Here is a 24,852-nt window from a genome sequence, read left to right as displayed (position 1 = left end):
GGCCCGCGACCTGACGATGTGCAGAGTGCTTCGCCGTTTGCGCCCGCACCACTCGGCCGTTGCATGGGCTTCATGCAGCGGACGTATGAAGGTCATCCGCCAGGCGGGGGTACCGGAACTGCGACACGCGAATCCATTACGTCTTATGCATGAGATGGATGGACTGACGATCACGTCTCCGTACACTTGGGAAACGCTCAGTGACGGGGGCGATGCCGATGGATACCGCGAGACCCAAATCCAGGCGCGCTTGCCCGTGTGGAGCGTTCATCGCCGCCGACAACACCGATCGGCTGTGTCACCGGTGCCGCCGCAACGCTCGTTCCGACGTGCACGGACCCCCTGCCGTCCCGGATGACTTCTGGGACCATCCCGCGATCACGGCCGCGTGCGCCGACCGCGACATGGGTGCGCTGATCTCCGCGTACCGGCACCACCCGCAGCATCTCAGCCGGGTCAGCCAGGACCGCATGGCGGGCTGGCTCGGCATCAGCCAGGCGCAGCTCTCGCGTTACGAGTCCGGCGAGAACCAGATCGACCGGCTCGACCGGCTGCGCCACTTCGCGCTCGTGCTCGGTGTACCGGGCGAACGACTGTGGTTCGACCGAGTCGTCATCCCAGCTCAGGTGGGCTCCCCCGAAGTTGGCCCGCCAGATGTGCTCGCCGCCCCCTGGGAGGCGACGAGCATTGCCCGTTCGGTCGAGGAGACGGCGAGGAGCGACTTGGCGATCAGCAGACGAGCGGCGCTCACCGGAGCCGCCGCGGTGACGGTGGGATCCGCACTGGTCGAGCCGCTGCAGCGGTGGTTGCACCCCCTGCAGAACCTGTCGAAGTGGTCGTCGCACTCGGCGATCAGCGAGGAGGAGCTGCTGGCCCTGCAGCGCGTGGCGAACGAGCTGCGCGGCTGGGGCGGGCGCGGCGGGTACGGACTGGCGCGCAAGGCCGTGCTGGGCCAGCTCGACGAGCTGGCCGAACGGCTGCAGCGCGCGCCTGCGGGCCCGACGACGGAACGGGCGTTCTTCATCGGCGCCGAGCTGTCGAAGGTGGCGGCGAGCATGTCGTTCGACGCGGGGCTGCACAACGCGGCCCAGCGCTACTACGTGCTGGCCGTCCGGATGGCGAAGGCGGGCCACAACGACGGCTTCGCGGCCCTGTGCCTCGCGGCGATGGCGCGGCAGATGTTCGACCTCGGCAGGCCCGAGGACGGGCTCGAGCTGGTGCAGCTCGGCCAGTACGGCACGCGCCGCACGGGCACGCCGACGTTGAAAGCGCTGCTCCTCACGCGTGAGGCGTGGGCGTATGCGCAGATGGGCAAGACACGCGAGTTCCACCAGGCCGTGGGCCTCGCGCAGGACAGCTTCGCGCAGCGTGACGCGGACAACGAACCGCGCTACCTGCACAGCTTCGACGAGGCCGAGCTGGAGGGCGTGATCGGGGCGCGGTGCCGCGACCTCGCCATGCACGACCCGGCTCAGGCCGTGTTCGCCGAGCAGCACATCCGGCGGGCACTGGAGCTGCGAGACCCGTCGAAGGTGCGCAACCGCGCGTTCGACGTGATCGGACTGGCGCGCACCAAGATGGTCGCGGGAGACCCGGAGGCGGCGTGCGGGTTGATCAACGAGGTTCTGCCGACGGCGGCGAAGCTCTCCTCGGGGCGCGTGTTGCGCAAGCTGGAGGACTTCGCGAAGGAGGCGGCCACGCACCGCCACATCCGCGCCGTTCAGGAGACACGCGACGCGATCAGAGCGATCCGGACGGCCTGATGCGGGTCGGGATCACCGGACACATGAACCTGGTGCCTGAGTGCGTCCCGGCCGTGCAAGCCGCGATCGCCGAGGTGCTGGCCCGGCTCGGGCAGCCCGTGGTCGGCGTGACGTGCCTCGCGCCGGGCGCCGACCAGGTGTTCGCGCGGGCCGTGCTGGGCCTCGGCGGGCAGGTCGAGGTCGTGCTGCCAGCGCTGGACTACCGGGACAAGCTCAAGCCCCACCAGGTGGCCGAGTACGACGAGCTGCGCGCGGCGGCCACGGTGGTCAGCGTGCTGCCGCACATGACGTCCAACAGGCTCGCCTACGTGGCCGCCAACGAACGCATCCTCGCGTCCGTCGAGCTGCTGGTGGCGGTGTGGGACGGGGTGGCGCAGCAGGGCAGGGGCGGGACCGCGGACACCGTCGAGCAGGCGCGGGCTTCCGGGGTGCCGATCGAGGTCGTGTGGCCCGCGGAGGCGCGCCGCAAGTCCTAAAGACCGAACGAGAGCATCGCCGTGGTGCCGCCGATGATCTCGCCCCGGGCTGGTTCGAGCGCCTCGCGTGCGGTCTCGGCGAGCACGTCGTCGTCGAGCAACGCGGCGATGCGTGCGGTGATCCACCACAGCACCTCGTAGAAGTGGTCGGCACGCGGCGTGGGCAGGTGCGCAGCAGCACGACGAGCCGCGGCGACGTCACCATCCGCAAGATGGATCAGCGGCAATCCCCAAGGCCTATACGGCCCCCAGTCCAGCGAACCGTCGACCGGCAGCCCCGTCGACAGCAGCGCCAGCGGCAGGAACCCGGCCTCCACACCCGGCATGGATGACAGGTCCAACGCGCGGTATCCGGCTTCATCCGGTGCGCGCATGACCCGGAACCCGTTCGTGAACACGCGTACCAGCGGTGCCTCGTGGATCTCGGCCAGCTGTTCGGCCGCCAGGACGTGCCGCTCCGCCCGCTCGAAATCCCCCACCGCCGCACCGGCCTGCAGCGCCACGAGGTGACCGAGGATCTCGTACGCGGGCAGGTCGTGCCGGGCGGACACCTCGATCAGCTCAGCGGCGACGCGAGCCCGTTCCGGAGAAGCCCCCGGCCGCTGGAACGACTGCATGAACCGCGCGTTCAGAGCCACCACGAGCAAAGCCGGATCACCCAGCGACCGAGCCAGTTCCTCGGCCTCCAGCGCCGCCTCCAGAGCCCAGGCGTCACGCGTGCCCCGATGCTCCACCGCGAGAGTGGCCAGCACCCGCGCCCGCAACGCCCCTTCGAGGCGCGCCAACACCCGCCGCCCCACCGAGACCAACGCCGCGGCCTGGACCGGGTCATCGCTCACGGTCCAGTTCGCGGGCACGTCGTAGGCGGTCAGCACACGAGCGACCAGCAGCGGATCGCCCAGCCGCGCGGCCTCGGCCACCGCCGCGAACCGCTGCGCCTGTGCCAGCGCCACCCCGCCGGTCAGCGCCGCCTCCCCCGCGACGACCGAAGCGGACCGCAACGCCGCGTACGACCCGGTCCGAGTCACGGCATGACGAAGGATGTCCGCCTCAGCGCGGTCGAGTTCAGGCACAGCGTCCAGCCCGAGACGACCGAGGCGGCCACGGGCCTCACGCAGCAGGCTCAACGCCTCGACCTGCCGCCCGTCCTGGAACAGCGCGTGCGCGAGCAACACCTGAGCCTTCTCCCGCCACGGGTGCGCGGAAGCGAACACGGCCAACTCCCCGACCAAGGACGCCCCACGGCCCTCATCGAGCAAGGCGCGCGCACGCAGCTCCAACAGCCGAGCGCGCTCCTGCAGCACCCACGGCGACGGATCGAGATCGGCGTAGGGCTCACCCCAGGCGACCGACGAAGGCGACTCCTCGAACCTCCAGACGTCGACGTCGGACACCCGCAGCGCATAGCCACGGCCGACCGTCGCGATCGCGTCAGGCCCCAGCGCGGCACGCAGCTCTGACACGAACGTCCGCAACGCCCCAACGGCTCCAGCGGGCGGGTCCTCCCAGAGATCGTCGATCAACGCTTCAAGCGACACCACCCGTCCACCAGCGGCCACGAGACGACCGAGCAGCTCACGACGACGTTTGCTGCCAACGGCGACAGGACGACCATCGGTGCCGACGACCGCAACCGGCCCAAGCACTCTGATCTGCACGAACGTGGATGCTAATCCCCTGCTGATCAGCCCGCCCGATGCTGGGCCACATGAAGCTCCACACGGAAATCACCGGCGAAGGCTCCCCGATCGTCCTGCTGCACGGCTTCCCGCAGACCCACCTGATGTGGCGCCACGTCGCTCCGAAGCTCGCCGAGCACCACACGGTCATCTGCCCCGACCTGCGCGGCTGCGGCGCCAGCGGCAAGCCGAAAACCGGTTACGACAAGCGCACGATGGCCCAGGACGTCATCGACCTGGCCGACGAGCTCGGCCTCGGCACGTTCGCGCTGATCGGCCACGACCGGGGCGTGCACGTGGCGTTCCGCGCCGCCCTCGACCACCCGGACCGGATCAGTCACCTCGGTCTGCTCGACAGCGTCCCGGCCCTGGACACCTGGGACGTGCTGCACGGACGCGAGGCGGCGGTGGCCTTCCACCTGTACCTCCTCGCCCAGCCGAGTGATCTGCCCGAACAGCTCATCACCAACAGCTCCGACGCGTTCTTCGGCCACTTCCTGGACGTGTGGTCCAAGAATCCCTTCCCCGAGGACATCAGGGCCGAGTACCTCGAAGCCGCGCGAAACGCGATCCCGTCGATCATCGAGGACTTCCGCGCTCTCGCCACCATCGACGTCGAGCACGACCGCGCCGATCTGGAAGCCGGCCGGAAGCTCACCATGCCCGTCGCCGTGATGCAGCAGGACTGGGGCAGCCAGCTCGGCTTCGACCCCACCGAACTCTGGCGCAAGTGGGTCACCGACCTGCGGTACACCACGACCAAGTCGGGCCACTTCATGGCCGAGGACGCACCGGATGAGGTGGTGTCACTCATTCGAGACCTCGTTGGTCCGGTTGAGGGAAGTTCGTCGGCAACCGGACCAACTCAGGCGACAGGTCTGGCGGCCCACGGGGCACGTTGATCACGATTTCCGGGCATGGCAGCCGAACCGTTCGCCCGCTTGGCCGACCGCCAGCACGCGTTGCGAACAGCACTACGCGCACTGCAGGCAGCAGGTCCCGGCAGCCCCGACTTCCCCGCCCTCTTAGCCGACACCGACAAGGAGGTCGCGGCCGTCATGCACGCCCGCCGCGACGTCGAGGCGGCCCGCCTGACCGTCCCCAACCGGGCGATCGCGGCGGGCACGGCCATCGCGGCCCTCGTCGTCGTCATCGGCTGGTTCGACGGCTGGTCGCTGCTGTCGGTCGTGCTGGCGGTCGCCGTCGCGGCCGCGGTCCTCGTGGACCCCGTCGGACGCAGGATCTGGGAGCCGCGAGCCAGGACGGCGGCGATCACGGCGGCTCTCGCGGCCGTGTTGCTGACACCATTGGCGAATGGCTGGGCCGCATTGGCCGTGCTGGCGGGCGTGGCCTGGTGGGCGTGGAGGACGTTGCGATGATGAACATCGACCCGGTCAAGGCGCTCGACGACAAGGTCGAGCGTCTCAAGAAGGACCTCAAGTCGCTCGGCGACCGCATCGACCACGCCCAGACCGACGCCGCCCAGCAACAGCTCAGCACCACGAACCAGGTCCGCGACACCACCCGCAAGATCGCCAAGACCAACGAGCGGGTGACCGAGCTCGCCGACAGCGTGCACCGGCTCGAACGACTTCTGGTGGCGCTCAACCGGAAGGTCCGCGCGGGCGAGACGGAGAAGGCCGACTTCGACACCTGGCCGGAGATCGAGAAGTCCCTCATCGCCAGGATCCTCGCGGGCCAGGAAGCCTACGCGCGCAAGACGTTCACGCCGCAGGAAGCCAAGGACACCCGCAAGGCCATCGCGTCGTACGACAAGGCGGCCCTGGAGGCGATCGACGCCGCCGAGGCCCTCACCACGTTGCCGCCGAACGCGGAGTCGTTGTGGCGCAAGAAGTACAAGCAGTGGCAGACGTTCACTCGCAAACAACGTCCTGAAGCACCGGACGAGAACTCGCACGCCAAGGACACCGCCGCGAAGTCGGCGGGCAACGAGGCCGTCGGTGAGGCACGCGACCTGATCCGCGCCCGCATCGAGAACGCGGTCGCCCAGGACCTGCTCTTCCCGGCGTGGTTCGAGAACATGCTCGGACCGGCCGCACCGCCCGGCAAGGCGGACGACTGGCTTTACACCGCAACGGATGTCGTGCTGTACCGGCTGCTGCACGACATCACCAGCCCGGCGAGCGCGCTGGGCTCGCCGCCTCAGGAACAAGGGCATCGCAGAAGCCTCCACGACCGCTTGATCGTGGAGTGCGCGGACTACCGGAAGGCGTGAGACATCACCGGACAGGGCGCCTCTGTCCGGTGACACTCATGCTTTAGGCCAGCTCAAGGCTGAACCGCTGCTTGTCGGCGTCCACCATGAGGACCTTCACCTGCACCGAAGAGCCGACCTCGGCCTGCTGACCGTGCAGCAGCCCGTGGGCACCGGTGGGGTGCTCGATGAACGAACCGAACGGCACGGTCGAGACGACCTTGCCGGAAAAGACATCACCAACGTTGGGAAGCATTGCGCATCACCTCCTCTCCCAAGCGCGTTGTCCCGAAAAGAGATCACGCGCGGAGCTGGAGGGGCCCTGATCAAATCAGGGCCGGGCAACCGTTCCGCTCACGGCACAAGGCCGACCCGGCAGTCATGCGCAAACCCTAACATGGTTGCCATGTCCAGGGACAAGAGTCGTCCGGGATTCGGCGAACGTCACCCCGCCCTGACCGCGTTGCTGGCCAAGAACAAGCCCGTCGCCACGGGTGAGACGTCGTGGATGGGCGGGGCGATGCCCTTGCGGGTCAGCGCTCACCCCACGCCCACGGCCCTGCCGGACGAGCTGGTCACCTCGATACGGTGCGTCGTGCGAGTCGGAGATCTGATCGTCCTCTGCGAGAACGCCGACGGCACCCACCCCTTGCCCGGTGGCCGGCGAGAGCCCGGCGAGTCCTATGTGGATACCGCGGTCCGCGAGGTGCACGAGGAAACCGGCTGGCTCGTCGACCGCGACAGCCTCCGGCCGCTGGGATGGCTGCACCTGGAGCACCTCGCGCCGAGACGGCCACACGACCCGTATCCCTACCCGGACTTCCTGCAGGTCGTCTTCTGCGGAACCGCGACCGATCGGGACGGCGGCGCGGACGCCGAGTGGACCGACACGGACGGCTACGAGCTGCACTCGCGCCTGGTCACGATCGACGCGGCACGGGACACGACGTCGAACGACCTGCTCGCACCGGCCTTCCTCGACCTGCTTGCCTAGACTCCGTCCCATGCTGGAGACGTCCGCACGGCTGCTGAAGCTCCTCTCGTTGCTGCAGGTGCGGCGCGACTGGACGGGCCCGGAGCTCGCCGGCCGCCTCAGCGTCGACGTCCGCACGATCCGCCGTGACGTCGACAAGCTGCGCAGCCTCGGCTACCCCGTCACGTCCCTGCCCGGCGCGACGGGCGGCTACCAGCTCGGCGCCGGCGCGGAGCTCCCGCCGTTGCTGCTCGACGACGACGAAGCCGTTGCCGTGGCGGTCGGCCTCAGAACCGCTGCCAACGGCACGATCGCGGGCATCGAGGAGACGTCGGTCCGCGCGCTCACGAAGCTCGAGCAGATCCTGCCGACCCGGCTCAGACGGCGCGTCCAGGCGCTGCAGGCCCACACCACTCCCCTGACCAGCGCGGGCCCGACGGTCGACGCCGAGACGCTGACGATCATCGCCGCCGCCTGCCGTGACCACCAGCAGCTGCGGTTCACCTACGCGCCGACTCAGGGCGAGCCCGCGAAACGGCTCGTGGAACCGCAAGGTCTCGTGCACACCGGGCGCCGCTGGTACCTGGTCGCGTGGGACGTGTCCAAAGAGGACTGGCGGACGTTCCGCGTGGACCGCATCCCCGCCGAGCCGGCGCTCGCCGCCCGGTTCACTCCCCGCGAGCCACCGGCGGAGTCGCTGGGCGAGTTCGTGTCGCGCCAGGTCTCGTCGAACGTCTACACCTACCAGGCCGTGCTGACGATCCACGCACCCATGCAGGCAGTCGCCGAACGCACCACGCCCATGTCGGCGGCGCTGGAACCGATCGACGACAACTCGTGCCTCATGCGCAGCGGAGCCGACACGCTCGACCGGATCGTGTTCCACCTGATGTTCCTCGGCTTCGAGTTCGAGGTGCACGAACCGCCGGAGCTGCGGGACCACATCCAAACGGTCATCGGCAGGCTGCGGAACGCGGTTAGAGTGCAGGAGTGACAGTGGACTTCGAGGTGGCGGCAGACCCCTTCAGAAGGGAACTGCTCGCGCACTGCTACCGGATGCTCGGCTCGCTGCACGACGCCGAGGATCTGGTGCAGGAGACGTACCTGCGCGCGTGGAAGGCGTACGACCAGTTCGAGGGCCGCTCGTCGGTGCGCACGTGGCTGTACCGGATCGCGACGAACGTCTGCCTCACCGCGCTCGACACCCGCGCGCGCAGGCCGCTGCCGTTCGGGCTCGGCGCGAGTTCGACCGAAAGCGACCCGCTCACCCAGGACCACGAGATCCCGTGGCTGGAGCCGTTCCCGACCGATCCGGCCGCGATCGTCACCGAACGCGAGTCGACGCGGCTGGCGTTCGTCGCGGCACTGCAGCACCTGCCGCCGCGGCAACGCGCGGTGCTGATCCTGCGCGACGTCCTGAAGCTGACCGCGGCCGAGACGGCCGACCAGCTCGACATGACCGTCGCGGCCGTGAACAGCGCCCTGCAACGGGCCCACGCACAGCTCAAGGACCTCAGCGAGGACAACGTCACCGAACCCGCCGACGCCAAGCCACTGCTGGACCGCTGGGTGAAAGCGTTCGAGGCCAAGGACATCCCGGCGATCATCGGCATGTTCACCGAGGACGTCGTCTGGGAGATGCCGCCGTTCCCGCAGTGGTACAGCGGACCCGAGATGGTCGCGTGGCACCTCGCGAACCAGTGCCCGGCCGTGCCCCACGGCGCGCGCATGATCGAGGTGGAAGCCAACGGCCAGCCCGCGTACGGCCTCTACCTGCGAGAGGAAGACGGTGTGTTCCGGCCGTTCAACCTCCAGGTGCTGGAGGTCGGCAACGACCGGATCACGCACGTCTCGTCGTTCTTCGACCTCAGTCTGTTCCCGAAATTCGGGCTGCCTTCGACCGCATGAACTCGGACCGGTCGAGCGGCCGGTTCACCACGCGCATGTCGCCGACCCAGCCGTACAAGGACTTCTCCACGATCTTGTTGTACGCGTAGGCGCCGACGAGCCACGGGTCACCGGCCGTCGAGATGCCGCGCGCCGGCGTGGACGGGTTGCGCAGCAGGGGCGAGCCGTCCACGTACAACGTGGTGTGCACGCCGTTGTTGACCACCGCGACGTGCCACCACGTCTCGTAGACCATCTCGTGACCCCAGTTCGTGGACAGACCCGGCAGGTTGCGCGGGAACACCGCCCACTGCAGGCTGCCGCCGCCCGCGAGGTTCAGCGTGGCGATCGGCTCGCTCGGGTCGTCGCCGGTCTTGCCCGCCGCCGAGCCGGGCGCGAGCTTGGTGAACAGGCCGCACCACGGGTGGTCGAAGTCCTTGGGCAGCTTGAGGAACAGCTCGATCGTGTAGCCGCGCTCGAACGTCTGCTTGTTGAGCGGCGCGCTGTCCACAGTGGTCAGATGGCCGTTCTTGCCGAAGAACAGCGAGCGGTGCGACGGCGCGAACCGGTGGTGGTCGTCCGAAGCCGTCAACGTGCCGGTCTGCGTGAGGTCGTTCCCGTTGCCCGACAGGTCCTTCAACCCTTCGCCGAGCCGCCAGTACGCGACCGTGCCACTTACCAAGACATCGCGCGCGGGCTGCGCGGGAGGAAGGATCGGCGGGTCGAACCGGGCGAACCGCTGCTCGAAGTCGATCGGCACGCTGAACCGGTCGACCGGGCCCGTCAACTCGATCTCCTTGCGCTCCAGCGGGTTGAGCGAGCGCTTGCCGAGCAGCCACGGCGACAGCGTCCGCACGTCGATCGTCTTGCGGTCGAGGTCGAAGTGGTAGAGCCGGATCATCGCGCCGCCGCCGTAGTAGCGGTCCTGGTAGTTCGTGATGTGCACGTGGACGTCGTTGCCCGCGGTGTTGCGCATGGTCGCGCGTGCCGGCGGCCAGAAATGGCCGTTGAGCGTCAGGAAGATCTGGTCGTTGTCCTTGATCAGCTCGTCCCACAGCTTGCGACCGTAGTCGGACATCGTCGCGTTGCCGTCGCCGCCGTCGTAGACGAGCTCGTGCGTGGTGAGGATGACCGGCAGCTTGGCGTGCTGCTTCAAAACACTGCGCGCCCACTCGAAACCCTTGGCGGACATGCGCCAGTCCAGCGCCAGGACCAGCCATTCCTTGCCGGCGGCGCGGAACACGTGGAACGAGTTGTAGCCGTCCGTGCTCGCACCGCGGAACGTCGGCGAACTGCGGAACCGCTGCGGCCCGAACTTGTCCAGGTACGGCGTGCGGCCGCGCTGGTCGTCGGTGCGCGAGTCCGGCAGGTCGTGGTTGCCCGCGAGCACGCTGTACCCGACCCGGCGCCGGTCGAGCACCTCGAACCGTTCGCTGATGTCGTCGATCTCGCTCTTCTGCGCGTTCTCGACGAGGTCGCCGAGGTGGCTGATGAAGACGATGTTCTCGGACCGCTGGTGGTCGATCAGGTACTGCAGCGTCGCCTTCAACGGCGCCGAGTCGCCGCGGTCGAGGTCGAACATGTACTGCGTGTCCGGGATCACGGCGAGCGTGAACCGCCGCGCCTCGGGGTCGGGCCTCCCGCCGCTGACAACGATGTCGGCCTGGGCAGAACCAGGCGTGACCAGGGCGGCAGCGGCGGCGGTCGCACCGGTGCCGAGCAGGAAGGAGCGGCGGGACGCAGTCATGGCGCGGAGCGTAGGTGGGCTTGACCAACGGCGGGCGAACAGCGGGCGAAACCTGGTCGTAGGGCACCGGCCAGGTCGATAGCATGGCGAATCATGTCTTGGGGGATAGCGGCAGCCGGGCTCGTCGTCGCACTGGGCGGCCTGCTGCAGGGTCTGATCGGCTTCGGCCTGGCGCTCATCGCCGTGCCGTTGATCGCGCTGCTCGACCCGACGCTGCTGCCGGTCCCGGTGCTCATGGTCGCCACCGCGCACGCGTCGATGTCGCTCGCCCGCGAGTTCAGCCACGTCGACTGGCGCGGCGTCGGCTGGGCGATGCTCGGCCGCCTGCCCGGCACGGTCGTCGGCATCCTGATCGTCGACTCGCTGGACCCGAAGGGCTTCGGGCTCGTGGTCGGCGGCTCGGTGCTGGGGTGCGTGCTGCTGTCGATCACCGCGTGGAGGCCTGAGCCGCGGCCGAAGTCGCTGGTCACGGCAGGGTTCGCGAGCGGCTCGTTCGGCACGGCGACCGCGGTGGGCGGCCCGATGGTCGCGCTGCTCTACCAGAACCAGGCAGGCCCTCAGGTCAGGGCGACGCTGGCGGCGTTCTTCGTGCTCGGCTCCGGCGCCTCGGTGATCGGGCTGCTCGCGGCCGGACACGTCAGTGCGCATCAGCTGTGGACGGGGCTCGCGCTCATCCCGTTCCTGGTGGCGGGGTTCCTGCTGTCCGGGCCGTTGCGCAAGAGGTTCGACGCGGGCGGCATCCGCACACCCATGTTGATCGTGGCCGGCGCGAGTGCCGTGGTGCTGATCGTGCGGAGCGCGCTGCTGTGATGTGGCGGACGATCATCGTCGGGCCGCGCTCACCGCACTCTCCCTGATCAACGAGCAGCGGCACTGGCTGCCGCGATCGGCTGGCGATTTGGGCCCTGGTCAGGAAAGACGGCGTCAACGATGCCGTAGCCCCGGTCACTGGCAGAGCGATACGCGTGGAAGCGACCTCGCCCCGCTCACGCATCTACCGGCTGAGGACTGGCGCTGCTCGGTCCGGCCACCCGACCCCGCGGTGGCGGCGCTGCACCAGCACCGCCACCGCGTCGGAACCGATCAGGCGAACGGCTGAACATTCGGCTGGAACACCGAGCCGTTGACCGGCGCCACGAGGTTCACCAGGTAGTTCGCCACGGCCGTGTCGGTCGCGGCCGAGCGCCCCAGGATGCAGTGGCCGAACGAGTCGACGCTGATCAGCCGCGCGTTGCCGAGTTCCTTGGCCATGCGCTGCGCGAACAGGTGCTGCGTCGCCGGGTCGTAGTAGTTGCCCACCACGACGACCGGGTTGGGCGTCTTGCGGTTCCACGGGCCGATCCAGCGGTCCGGGTTGCGCGTCGGCCAGGTCGGGCACGTCATCAGGTCGGACGCGGCCTGGTAGCGGCCGAACGTGGGCGACTCCTTCTCCCACTTGTTCGCCGTCTGCTCCCAGAAGCGGTTCGTGCGGGCGAACGGCTTGTCGGTGCAGTTCACGCCGTAGTAGGAGTCGTCGATGGTGTAAGGCGTGTCGCCCAGCGGGTCCACGTCCATGTGGCCGTTGAGCAGCGGCGGAAGGTCCACAACGGACTGCACGCTGAACGCCGCGGCCGACGCCTCCGCCGGGTTGAGCGCGACGTGCACGCTCTGCAGCCACGGCACCAGGGTGTTGATGCGTGCCACCGTGTACAGGTCACCGGCGACGCGGCCGATGACGTCGGACAAGCCGACCTTCGAGCCGTCCGGCATGGTGACGGGGCCGTTCTTGCGCAGCGCCGCCTTCATGTTCTCGAACTTCTGGCGGGCGTTGCCGGCGAACGCGCACTTCGCGACACCCGCGCTGTCGCAGCGCTTGAGCATCGCGTCGAGCGAGATCTCGAAGCCCTGGGCGCGCTGGCGGTCGTACTCGGGGCCGTTGGTCAGGCGCAACTGCGGGTCGACGTTGCCGTCGATCACGATCGCCCGCGACTTCTGCGGGAAGATGTTCGCGTACGTCGAGCCGATCAGCGTGCCGTACGAGAAGCCGACGAAGTTCAGCTGCTTGTCGCCGACGGACTCGCGCATGATGTCGAGGTCGCGCACGACGGCCTCGGTCGACATGTGGTTGAGCAGCGGCCCGGCGTTGATCTTGCAGTAGTCGGTGTAGGCCTTCGACTGCCGCAGCGAGCTGGAGATCTCCGCCTTGGTGATGGGCAGGGAGTACCAGCCCTCGTTCACCGCGTCGGCTTCTTCCTGGGTGCGGAAGCAGCGCAACGGGTTGCTGCGGGCGACACCGCGCGGGTCGAAGCCCACGACGTCGAACCGGTCGAGCACCTGCGGCTGGAAGTAGTTCTTCGAGACCGCGCCGCGCAGCAGGCCCGAGCCGCCGGGGCCACCGGGGTTGAGGAAGATCGTGCCGATCTTGTGCGCCGGGTCGTTGGCGGGCCGCTTCATCATGGCGATGCCCGTCTTCTCCCCGCGCGGGCGCGAGTGGTCGACGGGGACCTCCTGGGTCGTGCAGGTGAGGCGGGCCCGCTCCTCGGGCGTGACCGAGGCGGGAAGCCCCGCGAGCACGTCAGCCGCGCACTGCCCCCAGGCAGCGGGTCTGACGGAAGATGCCTCGGCCTGGGCACTCGCGGTGCCCAGGCCGGAAAAGACGGTGCCGAGCACGAGCGCGCCGGTGAGCGCTGCACGCGTGACACGCTTGGATGCAGGAGATGACGTCACGCGTGCAGCCCATCACCGACTGTTCGCCGTTTGTACCCGCCTATCGGAGGGTTGTGTCCCTAGACCGCCTGGGCCAGTGAGACGGCGAACCTGCCTTCGGTGTCAGTCCACCAGCGGTGCAAGGAAAATCCGCCGTTTTCGAGCTCCTGGCGCACGCCGTCCTCGCGGAACTTCGCGGACACCTCGGTCCTCAGTTCTTCACCTTCGCGGAACTCAACGGTCAACCCGAGCTCGGCGAGCGAGACCCGCATGTCTCGCTTGGCGCGCAACCGCATCTCGATCCATTCCTGCTCGGCGTTCCACAACGCCACGTGCTCGAACGCCTCGACGTCGAAGTCCCCGCCGACCTCACGATTCAAGACGTTCAACACATTTCGGTTGAACTCGGCCGTAACGCCCTGCGCGTCGTCATACGCGCGCACCAGGGTTGCGGGATCTTTGACCAGGTCCGTACCGAGCAGCAGCCACTCCCCCGGCTGCAGCACGTCGCGGACCGTGCGGAAGAACTTCTCCCGCTCGTCCGGGATCAGGTTGCCGATGGTGCCGCCCAGGAACGCCACCAGACGCGGCGACTCGCCCGGCAGCAGCGCCAGGTGCTGCGTGAAGTCGCCGACCACGCCGTGCACGCGCAGTCCCGGGTAGTCCGCCATGATCGCGTGCGCGGCTTCGGTGAGGGCCGACACCGAGACGTCCTGCGGCACGAACTCCTGCAACGTGCCGTGCTCGCGCAATGCGCTCAGCAGCAACCGCGTCTTCTCCGAAGACCCGGAACCCAGCTCCACCAGCGAATGCGCGCCGGTCGTCGCCGCGATCTCGCTCGCCCGGTCGGCCAGCACCTCGCGTTCGGCCCGTGTCGGGTAGTACTCGGGCAGCCGCGTGATGTCCTCGAACAGCTCGCTGCCCACCGCGTCGTAGAACCACTTCGGCGACACCCACTTCGGGTCCGCGGTCAGCCCCGCGCGCACGTCGGCACGAAGCGCGTGTGCGGCGTCCTCCGGTTTGAGATGAACGTCCAGCACCGGCTCGGTCATATCGGTCGAACCTCCACAGTGGATGGATCGGCGGTGACCACGTGCCGGTCGGGGATCTCCCGCCAGCCCGGGTCGTCGTCAAGCCTCTCGGACGCGATCGTCACGCCCTGTCCCTTTTGCAGCACCCACAGGGCGTGTGTCCACGTTGTCCCCGCGAGCACTTTTCCGTTGGTCAGCAAGAAATTCAGGCGCGACTTCGGAGCCGCGTCCGCTACCTCTCGCACGAGTTCAACAAGCGCCTCGGCCGGGTTCTTCCCGGTCTCCAGGCGGCGTCTGAGGACCGTCCACAGCAGTGCGGAGTCGGTCGGTGCGTCCATCGTGAGCAGATCGGTGACGTCCAGCGTCTTCGCCAGCCCGGCCACAGTCCCAGGCCAGCCGTCGACGCGCCCGTTGTGGCTGAACAACCACGTGCCGTCGGTGAACGGCGCGCACGCCGCGTCCGAAACGGGCATGCCCGCGGTGGCCGAACGAACCGCCGCCAGAAACGCGGTCGACTCGGTGGTCGCCAACTGACGCAGGTTCGGGTCGCTCCACAACGTGCCCGCGCGCCGGTACCGGATCGGGCCGGGGAACCAGCCGACGCCGTAGCCGTCGACGTTCACGGTTCCGCCGGCCCGCATGTCGGCGGGCGCGTACGACTGGTGCTCCAACGAGTGCGGTGCGTCGTAGAGCATGCTGGCCAAGGGCACGGCGGCGCCCAGGTAAGCCAGATGGCGGCACATCGGGTTAGGCGTCCCTGGCGCAGCGGAAGCCGGCGAAGATCTGCCGTCTGATCGGGTAGTCCCAGTTGCGGAACGTCGACCGGATCGCGGACTTGTCGGTGCCGAACGAGCCGCCGCGCAGCACCTTGTAGTCCGGTCCGAAGAAGACCTTGGAGTACTCGGGGTACGGGAAGACCTCGAAACCCGGGTAGCCGTGGAAGTCCGTCGAGGTCCACTCCCAGACGTCGCCGATCAACTGGTGCACGCCCGCGGGCGAGGCGCCCTTGGGGTAGGCACCGACCGGCGCGGGGCGCAGGTGCCGCTGGCTGAGGTTGGCGTGGATCTCGTCGGGATCCTCGTCGCCCCACGGATAGCGGCGGGTCTGCCCGGTCTCGGCGTCGTAGCGGGCGGCCTTCTCCCACTCGGCCTCGGTCGGGAGCCTCTTGCCCGCCCACGTCGCGTACGCCTGGGCCTCGTGGAAGCACACGTGCACCACGGGTTCGTCCGGCACGACCGGCTCGGTGACACCGAAGGCCGTGCGGCTGAACGAGTTGCCCTCGCGGTGCCAGAAGCGCGGCATGTCCAGCTTGGCCGTCGTCCGGTGCTGCCAGCCCTCTTCCGTCCACAAGCGACGGTCGTCGTACCCGCCCGCCGCCACGAACTCGGCGTACTCGCCGTTCGTGACCGGGGTGGTGTCGATGAAGAACGGGTCGACGTGGACGGTGTGCGCGGGACGTTCGTTGTCCAGCGCCCACGGTTCGTCCGACGTGCCCATCTCGAACGGGCCGCCCGGAATGAACGCTTCCGTTGCGGGCACGAGGTTTCCGGTGGGCGGTGGCGGTGCGTGCAGCACCGGTTCGCCCGTGCGCAGCTGGTGCGTGGCGAGCATCGTCTCGTCGTGCTGCTGCTCGTGCTGCACGATCATGCCGAACGCGAACGCGTTCTCGACGAGCTTGCGGCCCTCCAGCGGGACCTTCTCCAGCACGTCGAACACCTTGCCGCGCACGTCCCCGACGTACTGACGGGTCTCCTGTGGATTGAGCAGCGGCAATTCGGGCCTGACGCTGCGGGAGAACTTGAACGCGTCGTAGTACTCGTCGATGTCGCTTCTGACCGGTTCGCGACCGCCGACGTCACGAACGAGCCAGAGCTCCTCCTGGTTGCCGATGTGCGCCAGGTCCCAGACCAGCGGCGACATCAGCTTCGAGTGCTGCCGGACGAGATCGTGCTCGTCGACGGCGTCGGTCAAGGCGGTGGAACGCGCGCGCGAACGCAACAGTTCCTCCGCCACCTGCTCGCGGAGTTCTTCAGTCACAGCTTCCCCTCAAGCTCCGAGCTGACAGCGCTGATCTGATCGTGTGAGAGTCCGGTGCGGGGCAACGCCTCGATGCCCAGGGCCACAACGTCCTTGGCCGCTCTGGCAATGCGTTCGTCCGCCATCCCGTGCCGCGCGGCCACCAGCCACCGCCCGGCCGCCCGTTCCGTCGCCGCCAGCACACCGTCCACAACGGACGGGTCGCTGAACAGCGCGACGAGCAGCGCACTCGGCGCGATCCACCCGCCGGGCGCGGGTGTGTCGAGGTATCTGATCTCGATGTACCCGCGGGGTCTGACCGGCGGGAACATCGTCGTCAGGTGGTAATCCAGGTCGTCGCTGGTGGGGCCGCGTTCGAGTGCCCCTTCGATCCAGTCGGCAAACGTGAACCTGCGCGGCGGAATCCAACTGGGACTCGGCCCGCGCACGACGATCACCGGTGTGTCGACGACTCTCTTCGCGTAGGCCTGTGCCGGATCGGCGCACACAGCGCTTGGCCTGGTGCGCACGGGATCCGTGCCGTACAGCGTCCGCATCCGGGCCGACGCCCAGTCCTGGTGCATGCCGCCGATGCTCGGCGAGTTCGCGAACAACGCGATGAGCACCGGCCCGAGCTGGTGCACGGCGGCCCACCGGTCCCTGAGGTGCTTCTCCTCGCCGAAGTCGAGGCACACCTGCAGCCCGGCGGTGTTGCACATCATCGCGATGCCGTCGTCGCCGACGTGGTTGAACGCGTGCTCCATCGCGGCGTATCTGGGCACCTGCAGCAGGCGCGTGGGATGTCTGTGCAGGTCAGCGCCGCGGTCGCCGAGCACGAGACCGTGGTCGGCCAGCATCGCGGTGAGATGGGAGATGTCCTGCGCGACCGTTCGGAAGAGGTCCGGGAGGCTGGTGCAGGGAGGAGTGGAGATCTCGACCTGCCCGCCCGGTTCGACGGTCAACGGGGTGCCGCTCGGTAGCGGCCTCTGGGGGCTGTCCGGAACGAGGGTAGGGGGCGCGTGCTCGCCGAGAGCAGCGGCCAGGCGGTTCCTGTCAAGCTTCTGACCTGGGTCTTCAGCGTGGTGGACGGTCCATTCGAGCTCCACGCCGAACAACCTCGGAGGCCCGTGCTTGAAACAGACCGAGGCGACGTAAGCCTCGGCCTCGGCGCGGTCGGCGAATCTCACCGGCGCCGTCTTGTTACGCAACGCAGTCACGCTGCCACACTCCCCGTGATCGAATGGCGCACTCGACGCTACACGCGGGGTCTGACAGTTGCACGCCCTCGGACAACCGCAAATCCTTACGGATCAACGACGTCCCCTGTGCGCACGCGTGCACACGAGGGAAAAGTGACATGGCTTCCTTGGAAAACCTCCAACTCCTAACGTGACCGAACAGACACGCGGAGTACCGGCGGGAGGCCTCAGGATGACCACGTGGCGCTTACGAGCCCAAGGCCTGGCCGGCGCGGTCGCCGCCGAGGGCGTCCTGCGCACCGCCGCCTGGCGTGAGGCCCTCGAAGCGATCCCGCGACACGAGTTCGTGCCGGCGTTCTACGACGAGCGACCGGACGGCACGTGGGCGGAGACGACGGCCGCGGACGACGGCTGGCTCGCCGCCGTGTACCGCAACGAGCCGCTCGTCACCGACCCCGTCACGCGTTCGTCCTCGGCCAAGCCGGGTCTGCTGGTGCGGATGCTCGAAGCTCTCGACGTCCGCGACGAGCACCGGGTGCTGGCGGACGGCTGCGGCTACCTGGCCGCACTGCTGGCCCACCGTCTCGGCTCGGACCAGGTCTTCACGCACGGCCTGGAGCAGCACGCGCCGTTCGACCGGATCATCGCGACCCGCCCGCTGCCGGCCGTCCCGTGGACGTGGGCCGAGCAGGTGCGCGAGGGAGGCCTCGTGCTCGTCGACCTCGCGCCGGGCACCCTCGTCCTGCTCACCCGGCACGCCGACCGCCTCGAAGGACCGGTCCTGCACCGAGGCGGTCCCGTCCGGAACCAGGACCGCCTCGGTCTCACCGTCACACCCGACGGCCGTCACCGCATGTGGGAGCTGAACTAGGGCTTCGCCGTCGAGAAGCCGGTCAGCTTCGCCTGGCCCACGGCCGCCTTCTTCGCTGCGGCCTCCACGTCGGCGACCTTCGAGTTCTTGTTGACGCCCGGCAGGTTCTTCACCTTCAGCGCGTAGAGCGTGAACTCGTACTTGTGCTTGGAACGCGGGCACGGGCCGAAGAACTGCTCGTTCACCGAGGCGTTGCCCATGGCGCGCTGATGGGCGCCCTTCAACTCGGGCTCGACGACGTCGTAGCCCTTCTTCAGCCCCTCCGGCAGGCCGGTCGCGGTGGCCGGGATGTCCCAGGCCGCCCAGTGCTTGCCGCCGTTCGCGGTGTCGACGAACACCAGGGCGTAGGACTGGGCGGGAACGTCGCCGCCGGTCCAGGCCAGGGGCGGCGAGATGTCGTTGCCCGCCTTGTGGTCGAACGCGCACGAGTACTTGTCCGGGATGGCGCCGTTGTTCTTGTACGCCGTGCTCGTGAGGGCCAGGGGTGCCGGAGCGGCGGCAGCGGGTGCCACGAGAGCGAATCCGGCAGTCAATGAGAGCGCGACCATTGCAAATTTGCGCACGAAAGAACCTCCAGGTAATGGGCGGCGGAGGTTTCTGACGCCACCATCCGACCACATATTTGTGACCGATGCAATACGGCGAGTGAGTGCGCGTGTACTACTCTCCGCGATGAGTTCGCGTATCCGCCGCGTGAGCACCCGTTTTGAGACGCGTTCACAAGGGAGAACAATGCGGAAATTCCGGATCGGACTCGCCGCGGCGGTTGTGCTAACCGGACTGAGCACACCCGCACAAGCCTCCGAAGACACGTTCATCGTGGTCCTGCGAGAGCACATCCTCACCGCTGACGTCACATCTCAATACGACGTGCGCGTTCGCCACACGTATTCATCGGCGTTGAACGGATTCTCCGCGACGATGACCGCCCGGAAAGCGGCGGACATCGCGAAGGACCCGAACGTGGCCATGGTTCAGCGCAACAAGATCCACACCATCAGCGACGCGCAGAACAACCCGCAGTCCTGGGGGCTGGACCGCATCGACCAGCGCACGCTGCCGTTCGACCAGACCTACTACTACTCGACGGACGCGGCCAACGTGCACGCGTACGTCGTCGACACGGGCATCCGCGCGACGCACCAGCAGTTCGAGGGCAGGGTCGCGGAAGGCTTCGACGCCATCGACAACGACACCGACCCCACCGACTGCCACGGCCACGGCACGCACGTCTCGGGCACGGTCGGCGGCAAGGACTACGGCGTCGCCAAGAAGGTGACGCTGCACGGCGTGAGGGTCCTGGACTGCAAGGGTTCCGGCACGACCGAGCAGGTCGTCGCGGGGATCGACTGGGTCACCAAGAACGCGCGGAAGCCCGCCGTGGCGAACATGTCCCTGGGCGGCGACCCCGACGACGTCCTCGACGCGGCACTGCGGAAGTCGGTCGACAGCGGCGTCACGTACGCCGTCGCCGCGGGCAACTCCAACGGCGACGCGTGCCAGGCCTCCCCCGCCCGCGAGCCGAGCGCCATCACGGTCGGCGCGACCGCACGCGACGACAGCCGCGCCTACTTCAGCAACTACGGCACCTGCCTCGACATCTTCGCGCCCGGCCTGGGAATCCTGAGCAGCTGGAAGGACTCCGACACGGCGACGCTGAACGCGTCCGGCACGAGCATGGCCTCCCCGCACGTCGCCGGCACCGCCGCGCTCTACCTGGCCAAGAACCCCGCGGCCACCCCGCAGCAGGTCCGCGACGCACTCGTCGGCCAGGCCACCAGGGACAAGGTCACGAACCCAGGCCCCAACTCCCCCAACGCACTCCTGTTCACCGACCACGGCATCGAACCGCCGCCGCCCACCCCCGGCTGCGGCCGCAAGGCCAACGAGAACGACGTCGAGATCCCCGACGCGGGCGAGTACGTCGGCACGGCGATCCGGTACGCGGGCTGCAAGGGCAACGCGCCCAAGGCCACCAAGGTCGAGGTGACGATCAAGCACGATGCGCAGAGCGACGTGCGGATCGAGCTCGCCGGACCGAGCGGCCGGACGTACCTGCTGAAGGCGAACGGCACCGGCACGAAGTTCCAGCCGGTCTACACCGTCGACCTCTCCAGTGAGACCAAGAACGGCACGTGGCAACTGCTCGTCCGCGACCGTTCGGAAGGGGGCACAGGAATTCTCGACAGCTGGGCGATCACCCTGCCCAAGAAGTGAACAAAAAGGCGGGGCCCCGCAGGAGGCCCCGCCTTTTTCTATTCAGTCATCACGCTGCGGCGTTCGACTGAGCGCGCAGCACCGTGTTCGCGGTGGACGCGTTCTTGATGGCGGTTTCGATCTGCGCCATCGTCGACGACGAGGTGATTCCCGGAACGGTCGCGGTGTTCAACGCGTACAACGTGAACGTGTACGGGTGAGTGGAGCCACCCGGACACGGTCCGAAGTACTTCTGCGAACTCGCACCGCTGCCCATCGCCTTCTGCTTCGCCCCACCCTGGTTGGGCACGTTGAAACCGGCACCGAGATTCTCCGGCAGCGAACTGGTCGCACCGGGAATGTCCCAGATCGCCCAGTGCAGTTTGTTGCCGCTGTTCGCCTTGTCCGCGAAAACGATCGCGTAGCCCTGTGCACCCGAGGACGCACCCCACGCCAGCGGCGGGGACGGGTCCTGACCGGCCGCACCGTCACCGGCGCAGGTGTACTTGGCGGGCATCATCGCGTTGTCCGCGAACGCCGACGACGTCAGCTTGAACTCGCCACCGGGCGGGTTGCCGCCCGAGTACTGGATGTCGATCAGCAGGATGCGGTCGTTGTTCGCCGTGCCGTCCTTGTCCGTCGTCGTGGTCAGCCAGATGTCGCCGTCGTGGTCGACCTCGACCGTGCGCAGGCGGTTGTAGGTGCTCTGGAAGTACACCTTCTGGTCGACCAGCGTGTCGCCCTCGATCCGCATCCGGTAGACGCGCTGACCCACCGTGGTGGCCACGAACACGTGGTCGTTGATGATCGTCAGACCGGAAGGGGAAGCCTGCGACGTCGACCAGGTCTTCTTCGGCGCGATGTAGCCGGAGCAGCTGCCCTGGGTGCCCTCGCAGTTGGGCCAGCCGTAGTTGCCGCCCTTGACGATCAGGTTGACCTCGTCCTGCGAGGAGTCACCGAACTCGGCCTCCCACAGGCGGCCCTTCGAGTCGAAGTCGAGGCCCTGCGGGTTGCGGTGCCCCTTCGACCAGACGGCGTTGCCGAACGGGTTGTCCGACGGGATCGAGCCGTCGAGGTTGATGCGCAGGATCTTGCCGTTGAGCGAGTTGTTGTTCTGCGGGTTGTTGTCCGGGTTCTGCGCGTCACCGACGGACACGTACAGCTTGCCGTCGACCGGGCCGTAACGCAGGCGGCCACCGTTGTGGTAGCGGCTCTTCGCCAAGCCCTGCAACAGGATCTGGTACGTGTTCTGCACCAGCGCGCCGTTCTCGTACTTGATCCGGATGACGCGGTTGCCCTCGGACGCCGTGTGGTAGACGTACAGCCAGTGGTCGGTCGCGAACGAAGGCGAGACCTCGAGGCCCAGCAGGCCGCCCTCACCGTTCGTGCCGACGGCCTGGCTGATCTTGCCCGCGAGCGTCTTGGTGCCGCTCTTGGTCAGCCGGTAGATGTTGAACGTGTTGCGCTCGCTGAACAACGCGGAGCCGTCGGGCAGGAACACCACGCCCCACGCCACGTCGACACCGGAGGCGATCGTCGACACCGCACCGGGGTCAGGCGTACCCGTGGGCCCACCGGCCGCCGGGGTCACCTTGATCTCGTTGGAGAACCCGGACTGGTTGTTCTTCGCGTCCTTGGCGAGGACCTTGAACGCGTACTCGGTGCCTGTGGTCAGGCCGGCGACGGTCGCCGAGGTGGCGTTGCCGTCCGCGGACTGCCGGTACGTGCCGTTGACGTAGATGTCGTAGCCGGTGACGCCGATGTTGTCCGTGGAGGCGTTCCAGGCCAGGTCGACCGACGTCGCGCCCTTGCCGGGCGAACGCAGGTTGCCCGGAACCGAGGGTGCCTCGGTGTCCGGCGGCGAGGGCTGGGTGCGGCCGATGACGTTGTTGGACGCCTGCGAGACGTTGTTCGCCGCGTCCTTCGCGAACACGGTCCAGTCGTAGTCCGTGTCGGGCTGCAGGCCCGTGGCGGTCGCCTCGAGGACGTTGCCGACACTCGCGACGTGCTGGCCGTGCTGGTAGATCTCGTACCCCGTGACGCCGACGTTGTCCGTGGCCGCTTCCCACTTCAGCGACACCGTGGTCGCGGTGGAGCTGACGAACTGCAGGTTCTTCGGCGGGGTCGGCGCCTCGTTGTCGACCGGGCCGAGCCGCACCGCGGTCAGCTTGTCGGCGTTCGGGCCGCCGTTCGCGGTCGTCGCGGTCGCCTTGATCTTGTTGGCGCCGGCCTTCAGCGTCACCTTCGCGGTGCGCGTCTGCCAGGTCGTCCACGCGCCGGTGCCGGGGAACGACACGGTCTGCGCGCCACCGCCGTCCACCGTCACCGAAACCGGCCGGTCAGCCGTGGTTCCGTTGGCGTAGCGGAAGGTCAGCTCGTGCTCGCCGGCCTGGTCCGCGGTGATCGTGTACTCGACGGACGAGCCCACGACGTTGTCGTAGTTGACGAAGCCCGTGCCCGAGAAGCCGGCGTGGTTGGACTCCACGACGCCCTGGGAGATCGTCGCGTTCTCCGCTTCCTGCTCGAGAGCGGGAACGGCATTGGTCTGCTCGACCTCGAGGTAGTCGAGGTTCGGGCCGCCGGTGGCACCCGTGGAGGTCAGCCTGATCTTGTTGGCGCCCGCGGTGAGCTGGACCGTGTCCGTGACCGACGTCCACGTCGTCCACGCACCCGTGGCCGCGAACGCGCGCTCGTCCACGGCCAGGGACCCGTTGACGTTCACGTCGACGGGCCGGTTCTCGGTGGTTCCGTTGGCGTAGCGGAAGGTCAGCTTCGCCTCGCCCGCCTTCGCCGCGGTGACGGTGAACTCGACCGAGCTCCCCGCCACGTTGTCGAAGTTGACGAAGCCGGTTCCGGAGAAACCGGCGTGGTTCGACTCCACCACGCCCTGGGAGATCGTCGCGTTCTCCGCTTCGTACCTGTCAGGGGCCGCGTTGGCGGCTTCAGGTACTGACATCACTGCGATGGTTGTCGCGAATGCAACACCCATCGTGCCGAGCGCGCGTAACGCCCGGCTTCTGCTCGGTGCCACTGTTGTGCCTCCCACAAGACGGGTAGGGGGATCACTCCATGCGGCGGCGGAATTCACTTATTGAATAGAAACTTTCCTGTCTGTCGCGCAGATCACACCATCGCATGACAACCTCTGTCAATCCCTGGCGCGAAGTGCGGGAAAGCGCTTACCGCGGCCGTACCGCGGTCCGTTACAGGTCCCGGTTCTGGGCCAGTGCGGCGATGAGATCGGTGACCGTCCGGCTCAGGAGCAGATCGACCAGGTGGACGCCTGTGGACTCACGCCGCTGCCACCCGAGGCGCTCCGCGAGCGCCGACAGCTTGATGATCTCCTGAGTCGTCATGGCGCGTGATCATCTCAGGTGGATCCCGCGGCGCCGCGCGGAGACGCGCCGTCGCGCAGCAACATCAATCTTCCGCGTCTGCGTGGGCGGGGCGGCGGATGGCCTGCACGGCGGTGTCGTAGAGGTCGAACAGGTCGGCCTGCCCTCCCTGGCGCACCCATTCCTCGTTGGTCGCCTGCAGGCAGATGATCGCCGCGGCCGGAACTGGGCAGTCGTGGCTCGATCAGCGGCGCGAACAGGTCCTGCCAGCGGGCTTGTTTCTCGGCGTGGCCGGAGCGCAGGGAGTCGTTGCCGAACAGCAGCGTGATGAACTCCAGACGCGCCTCGGCGGTCATGTCGATCTGGTCGACCTCAGCCGCGCCTACATCGACCCGCTGACCTCCACCGGCACCGGCTTCCTGATCAACGTGGCGAGACCCGCGGCACCGGCCTGCGCGTACTGGCTTTGTGCCTGGGTGCCACCGGGACCGAGTTCTTCGACGTGACCGGCAGCCAGTCCGCCGACTACGGCACGAAAAGGGCGACCCCCGAGCAGGTCGTGACGATCGCCCTCGACACGCTCGACCGCCGATCCGCCCCCGTCGGTGATCACCAACGGCAGGCCGCTCGCGCTCCTGAGCAGGCTCCTGCCGCGACGCCCGATGTTCCGGTTCATGGGCTGGCTCGCCCGCCGCCCGCAACCACAGCCCTGACGATCCCCCGCGAAGATCACCCGTGAAGATCACACTGTTGGACGTGTCCAATCCGTACGTACGGAT

24 protein-coding genes are annotated in these 24,852 nt (G+C 68.3%); 13 read left to right on the top strand and 11 right to left on the bottom strand.

Features of this window, described 5'->3' with window-relative positions; translation table 11 throughout:
- The first annotated feature begins 329 nt into the window (after positions 1-329).
- Entirely contained in the window at positions 330-1,763 is a 1,434-nt protein-coding gene (locus ABZ345_RS07935; RefSeq protein ID WP_359844145.1) for a helix-turn-helix transcriptional regulator, read from the top strand.
- 23 nt (positions 1,764-1,786) lie between these two features.
- Complete coding sequence (locus ABZ345_RS07930; protein WP_359844143.1) at positions 1,787-2,239, top strand: hypothetical protein; 453 nt, start codon at positions 1,787-1,789, stop codon at positions 2,237-2,239.
- Here the strand turns inward: ABZ345_RS07930 and ABZ345_RS07925 are convergent.
- Complete coding sequence (locus ABZ345_RS07925) at positions 2,236-3,897, bottom strand: BTAD domain-containing putative transcriptional regulator (RefSeq protein WP_359844141.1); 1,662 nt, start codon at positions 3,895-3,897, stop codon at positions 2,236-2,238. The genes ABZ345_RS07930 and ABZ345_RS07925 overlap by 4 nt on opposite strands.
- Positions 3,898-3,947: 50 nt before the next feature.
- On the opposite strand from ABZ345_RS07925, the gene ABZ345_RS07920 reads away from it, so the two are divergent.
- From ABZ345_RS07920 to ABZ345_RS07910, 3 genes are read left to right on the top strand one after another with little or no spacing between them, the layout of a single operon-like run.
- The gene (locus ABZ345_RS07920) at positions 3,948-4,820 is read left to right on the top strand and encodes an alpha/beta hydrolase (RefSeq protein WP_359844139.1); all 873 of its coding nucleotides are present in this window, start codon (positions 3,948-3,950) and stop codon (positions 4,818-4,820) included.
- Positions 4,821-4,835: 15 nt separating this feature from the next.
- The gene (locus ABZ345_RS07915) at positions 4,836-5,297 is read left to right on the top strand and encodes a hypothetical protein (RefSeq protein WP_359844137.1); all 462 of its coding nucleotides are present in this window, start codon (positions 4,836-4,838) and stop codon (positions 5,295-5,297) included.
- Complete coding sequence (locus ABZ345_RS07910; protein WP_359844135.1) at positions 5,279-6,154, top strand: hypothetical protein; 876 nt, start codon at positions 5,279-5,281, stop codon at positions 6,152-6,154. Before ABZ345_RS07915 ends, ABZ345_RS07910 begins: the two co-directional genes overlap by 19 nt.
- 43 nt (positions 6,155-6,197) lie before the next feature.
- Here the strand turns inward: ABZ345_RS07910 and ABZ345_RS07905 are convergent, their stop codons facing one another.
- Entirely contained in the window at positions 6,198-6,389 is a 192-nt protein-coding gene (locus ABZ345_RS07905) for a S1 RNA-binding domain-containing protein (protein WP_359844133.1), read from the bottom strand.
- A 150-nt stretch (positions 6,390-6,539) separates the two neighbouring features.
- Between ABZ345_RS07905 and ABZ345_RS07900 the strand changes: the two genes are divergently transcribed.
- From ABZ345_RS07900 to ABZ345_RS07890, 3 genes are read left to right on the top strand one after another with little or no spacing between them, the layout of a single operon-like run.
- Positions 6,540-7,127, top strand: a complete 588-nt coding sequence (locus ABZ345_RS07900) for an NUDIX domain-containing protein (protein ID WP_359844131.1) — start codon at positions 6,540-6,542, stop codon at positions 7,125-7,127.
- A gap of 10 nt (positions 7,128-7,137) precedes the next feature.
- Positions 7,138-8,100, top strand: a complete 963-nt coding sequence (locus tag ABZ345_RS07895; RefSeq protein ID WP_359844130.1) for a YafY family protein — start codon at positions 7,138-7,140, stop codon at positions 8,098-8,100.
- Positions 8,097-9,014, top strand: a complete 918-nt coding sequence (locus ABZ345_RS07890) for a sigma-70 family RNA polymerase sigma factor (protein WP_359844128.1) — start codon at positions 8,097-8,099, stop codon at positions 9,012-9,014. Before ABZ345_RS07895 ends, ABZ345_RS07890 begins: the two co-directional genes overlap by 4 nt.
- On the opposite strand, the gene ABZ345_RS07885 is transcribed toward ABZ345_RS07890, so the two are convergent.
- Positions 8,974-10,740: a LamG-like jellyroll fold domain-containing protein gene (locus ABZ345_RS07885; protein WP_359844126.1), complete on the bottom strand. Its 1,767-nt coding sequence runs from the start codon at positions 10,738-10,740 to the stop codon at positions 8,974-8,976. The two genes, ABZ345_RS07890 and ABZ345_RS07885, sit on opposite strands and share 41 nt — an antisense overlap.
- A gap of 93 nt (positions 10,741-10,833) precedes the next feature.
- On the opposite strand from ABZ345_RS07885, the gene ABZ345_RS07880 reads away from it, so the two are divergent.
- Positions 10,834-11,550, top strand: coding sequence for a sulfite exporter TauE/SafE family protein (locus tag ABZ345_RS07880; protein WP_359844124.1), 717 nt, complete (start codon positions 10,834-10,836; stop codon positions 11,548-11,550).
- 273 nt (positions 11,551-11,823) lie between these two features.
- Here ABZ345_RS07880 and ABZ345_RS07875 read toward each other — a convergent pair whose 3' ends face one another.
- From ABZ345_RS07875 to ABZ345_RS07855, 5 genes are all read right to left on the bottom strand, one after another.
- A complete protein-coding gene (locus tag ABZ345_RS07875) occupies positions 11,824-13,389 on the bottom strand; it encodes an alpha/beta hydrolase (protein ID WP_359844122.1) in 1,566 nt (521 codons plus the stop codon).
- A 116-nt stretch (positions 13,390-13,505) separates the two neighbouring features.
- Complete coding sequence (egtD, locus tag ABZ345_RS07870) at positions 13,506-14,477, bottom strand: L-histidine N(alpha)-methyltransferase (protein WP_359844120.1); 972 nt, start codon at positions 14,475-14,477, stop codon at positions 13,506-13,508.
- A complete protein-coding gene (gene egtC / locus ABZ345_RS07865; RefSeq protein WP_359844118.1) occupies positions 14,474-15,199 on the bottom strand; it encodes an ergothioneine biosynthesis protein EgtC in 726 nt (241 codons plus the stop codon). The genes egtD and egtC overlap by 4 nt, the downstream gene beginning before the upstream one ends.
- Positions 15,200-15,203: 4 nt before the next feature.
- Complete coding sequence (gene egtB / locus ABZ345_RS07860) at positions 15,204-16,493, bottom strand: ergothioneine biosynthesis protein EgtB (protein ID WP_359844116.1); 1,290 nt, start codon at positions 16,491-16,493, stop codon at positions 15,204-15,206.
- A complete protein-coding gene (locus ABZ345_RS07855) occupies positions 16,490-17,689 on the bottom strand; it encodes a glutamate-cysteine ligase family protein (RefSeq protein ID WP_359844114.1) in 1,200 nt (399 codons plus the stop codon). The genes egtB and ABZ345_RS07855 overlap by 4 nt, the downstream gene beginning before the upstream one ends.
- A 214-nt stretch (positions 17,690-17,903) precedes the next feature.
- On the opposite strand from ABZ345_RS07855, the gene ABZ345_RS07850 reads away from it, so the two are divergent.
- Complete coding sequence (locus tag ABZ345_RS07850; RefSeq protein WP_359844112.1) at positions 17,904-18,542, top strand: hypothetical protein; 639 nt, start codon at positions 17,904-17,906, stop codon at positions 18,540-18,542.
- Here the strand turns inward: ABZ345_RS07850 and ABZ345_RS07845 are convergent.
- Positions 18,539-19,105: a YbhB/YbcL family Raf kinase inhibitor-like protein gene (locus tag ABZ345_RS07845; protein ID WP_359844110.1), complete on the bottom strand. Its 567-nt coding sequence runs from the start codon at positions 19,103-19,105 to the stop codon at positions 18,539-18,541. The two genes, ABZ345_RS07850 and ABZ345_RS07845, sit on opposite strands and share 4 nt — an antisense overlap.
- Positions 19,106-19,214: 109 nt before the next feature.
- On the opposite strand from ABZ345_RS07845, the gene ABZ345_RS07840 reads away from it, so the two are divergent.
- Positions 19,215-20,759 (top strand): S8 family serine peptidase, encoded by a 1,545-nt coding sequence (locus tag ABZ345_RS07840; protein WP_359844108.1) that lies wholly within the window; start codon positions 19,215-19,217, stop codon positions 20,757-20,759.
- A 49-nt stretch (positions 20,760-20,808) separates the two neighbouring features.
- On the opposite strand, the gene ABZ345_RS07835 is transcribed toward ABZ345_RS07840, so the two are convergent.
- Both ABZ345_RS07835 and ABZ345_RS07830 read right to left on the bottom strand, forming a co-directional pair.
- Positions 20,809-23,694, bottom strand: a complete 2,886-nt coding sequence (locus ABZ345_RS07835; RefSeq protein ID WP_359844106.1) for a PQQ-dependent sugar dehydrogenase — start codon at positions 23,692-23,694, stop codon at positions 20,809-20,811.
- A gap of 247 nt (positions 23,695-23,941) precedes the next feature.
- A complete protein-coding gene (locus tag ABZ345_RS07830; protein ID WP_359844105.1) occupies positions 23,942-24,094 on the bottom strand; it encodes a hypothetical protein in 153 nt (50 codons plus the stop codon).
- Positions 24,095-24,279: 185 nt separating this feature from the next.
- On the opposite strand from ABZ345_RS07830, the gene ABZ345_RS07825 reads away from it, so the two are divergent.
- Together ABZ345_RS07825 and ABZ345_RS07820 are read left to right on the top strand one after the other, a co-directional pair.
- The gene (locus ABZ345_RS07825; protein WP_359844103.1) at positions 24,280-24,579 is read left to right on the top strand and encodes a hypothetical protein; all 300 of its coding nucleotides are present in this window, start codon (positions 24,280-24,282) and stop codon (positions 24,577-24,579) included.
- Positions 24,576-24,812, top strand: a complete 237-nt coding sequence (locus tag ABZ345_RS07820) for a hypothetical protein (RefSeq protein WP_359844101.1) — start codon at positions 24,576-24,578, stop codon at positions 24,810-24,812. The genes ABZ345_RS07825 and ABZ345_RS07820 overlap by 4 nt, the downstream gene beginning before the upstream one ends.
- The last annotated feature ends 40 nt before the right edge of the window (positions 24,813-24,852 follow it).

This window comes from Lentzea sp. NPDC005914, assembly GCF_040629405.1.
Classification (GTDB): Bacteria; Actinomycetota; Actinomycetes; order Mycobacteriales; family Pseudonocardiaceae; genus Lentzea.
This window is presented reverse-complemented; position numbering and strand designations above follow the sequence as displayed.

Bases quoted from the DNA above. Each gene is read 5' to 3' on its own strand.
- ABZ345_RS07835 (WP_359844106.1), bottom strand. From the start codon at position 23,694: ATGTCAGTACCTGAAGCCGCCAACGCGGCCCCTGACAGGTACGAAGCG.
- ABZ345_RS07930 (WP_359844143.1), top strand. From the start codon at position 1,787: ATGAACCTGGTGCCTGAGTGCGTCCCGGCCGTGCAAGCCGCGATCGCC.
- ABZ345_RS07920 (WP_359844139.1), top strand. From the start codon at position 3,948: ATGAAGCTCCACACGGAAATCACCGGCGAAGGCTCCCCGATCGTCCTG.
- ABZ345_RS07915 (WP_359844137.1), top strand. From the start codon at position 4,836: ATGGCAGCCGAACCGTTCGCCCGCTTGGCCGACCGCCAGCACGCGTTG.
- ABZ345_RS07900 (WP_359844131.1), top strand. From the start codon at position 6,540: ATGTCCAGGGACAAGAGTCGTCCGGGATTCGGCGAACGTCACCCCGCC.
- ABZ345_RS07880 (WP_359844124.1), top strand. From the start codon at position 10,834: ATGTCTTGGGGGATAGCGGCAGCCGGGCTCGTCGTCGCACTGGGCGGC.
- ABZ345_RS07825 (WP_359844103.1), top strand. From the start codon at position 24,280: ATGATCGCCGCGGCCGGAACTGGGCAGTCGTGGCTCGATCAGCGGCGC.
- ABZ345_RS07895 (WP_359844130.1), top strand. From the start codon at position 7,138: ATGCTGGAGACGTCCGCACGGCTGCTGAAGCTCCTCTCGTTGCTGCAG.
- egtC (WP_359844118.1), bottom strand. From the start codon at position 15,199: ATGTGCCGCCATCTGGCTTACCTGGGCGCCGCCGTGCCCTTGGCCAGC.
- ABZ345_RS07905 (WP_359844133.1), bottom strand. From the start codon at position 6,389: ATGCTTCCCAACGTTGGTGATGTCTTTTCCGGCAAGGTCGTCTCGACC.
- ABZ345_RS07850 (WP_359844112.1), top strand. From the start codon at position 17,904: ATGACCACGTGGCGCTTACGAGCCCAAGGCCTGGCCGGCGCGGTCGCC.
- ABZ345_RS07830 (WP_359844105.1), bottom strand. From the start codon at position 24,094: ATGACGACTCAGGAGATCATCAAGCTGTCGGCGCTCGCGGAGCGCCTC.
- ABZ345_RS07840 (WP_359844108.1), top strand. From the start codon at position 19,215: ATGAGTTCGCGTATCCGCCGCGTGAGCACCCGTTTTGAGACGCGTTCA.
- ABZ345_RS07885 (WP_359844126.1), bottom strand. From the start codon at position 10,740: ATGACTGCGTCCCGCCGCTCCTTCCTGCTCGGCACCGGTGCGACCGCC.
- egtD (WP_359844120.1), bottom strand. From the start codon at position 14,477: ATGACCGAGCCGGTGCTGGACGTTCATCTCAAACCGGAGGACGCCGCA.